This window comes from Glutamicibacter sp. BW78, assembly GCF_002332245.1.
Lineage (GTDB): Bacteria > Actinomycetota > Actinomycetes > Actinomycetales > Micrococcaceae > Arthrobacter_H > Arthrobacter_H rhombi_A.
The window spans coordinates 1-803 of the sequence record NZ_NRGU01000034.1; the positions used below are offsets into that span (position 1 = coordinate 1).

At 58.9% G+C, this 803-nt stretch carries 2 protein-coding genes; one reads left to right on the top strand and one right to left on the bottom strand.

The annotated features are described in order from the left end of the window. A partial coding sequence (locus CIK75_RS10190; protein WP_158225940.1) for an alcohol dehydrogenase catalytic domain-containing protein occupies positions 1-337 on the bottom strand: 337 nt, incomplete at its 3' end. Between the two features lie 171 nt (positions 338-508). On the opposite strand from CIK75_RS10190, the gene CIK75_RS16055 reads away from it, so the two are divergent. Further along, positions 509-691, top strand: a complete 183-nt coding sequence (locus CIK75_RS16055) for a hypothetical protein (RefSeq protein WP_143413318.1) — start codon at positions 509-511, stop codon at positions 689-691. Positions 692-803 lie beyond the last annotated feature (112 nt).

Below are 803 nucleotides of genomic sequence, written 5' to 3' on the forward strand. Positions count from 1 at the left end.
TCAGATACTCAGGCACGGGCACACAGTCACTCTCGGGAACGTCCCGCAGTTCTGACCAGCAACCTGCGCGGCGAATCGGGATAACCCGCGTTCCCTCCACGAGGGAGGTACCAGGATCGGCAGCGACGACCTCTCCAACGCCTTCGAAGCCACCAACAAAAGGGAAGGACGTACGCGAACGGTACGCGCCAGCGATCGTGACGAGGTCGGAGGGGTTGATAGTCGAAGCAAGCATTCGGATACGGAGCACGCCTCGCTCGCGCTGGCCGAGGACCATCGAGCGGACCTCAACCACGTCCTGAGCAACACCTGGGCGAGTTGCCACTACTTCATACATAAGCACCATTCTCGCAAGCATCGGACGCTGGCGCGTTCGGCTACCCCAGCTGCCCAGTCAATGCTGGAAGCGAACGCAAGCTGAATCGCCAAACCGGAAGGCGCAGTCCCGTAAGCGGGAACCCTCGTCGGGACACCTGTTTTAGCGCTGATTAAGACCTAGCGTTGTTGAATGACGACGATGGATGAGTTCGGCTACCCGCTCAAAATAAATGCTGCTGACCGCTACATGCCGCCGGTTCAGCTGCCTCCGTCGACATCGCCCGAGGATTACGCTCGCCACGCAGATGCCTATTCCGCCTACCAAGAACGATTCCTTTACGCGTTCAAGGAACGCCACCACAACACGGAGTGAATTCGCCCCTGAGCCCCCGACTCAAGCGTCTTTCTAAAGTCCGCTCCATAAGCCGAACCGGCCACGAGGTGGGGGACAGATCAGTAGATGAGCTCAGTGAACTGGGTGGATA

What these genes read in the sequence shown, in the direction of transcription:
- CIK75_RS16055 (WP_143413318.1), top strand. Translation starts at nt 509, where the DNA reads ATGACGACGATGGATGAGTTCGGCTACCCGCTCAAAATAAATGCTGCT.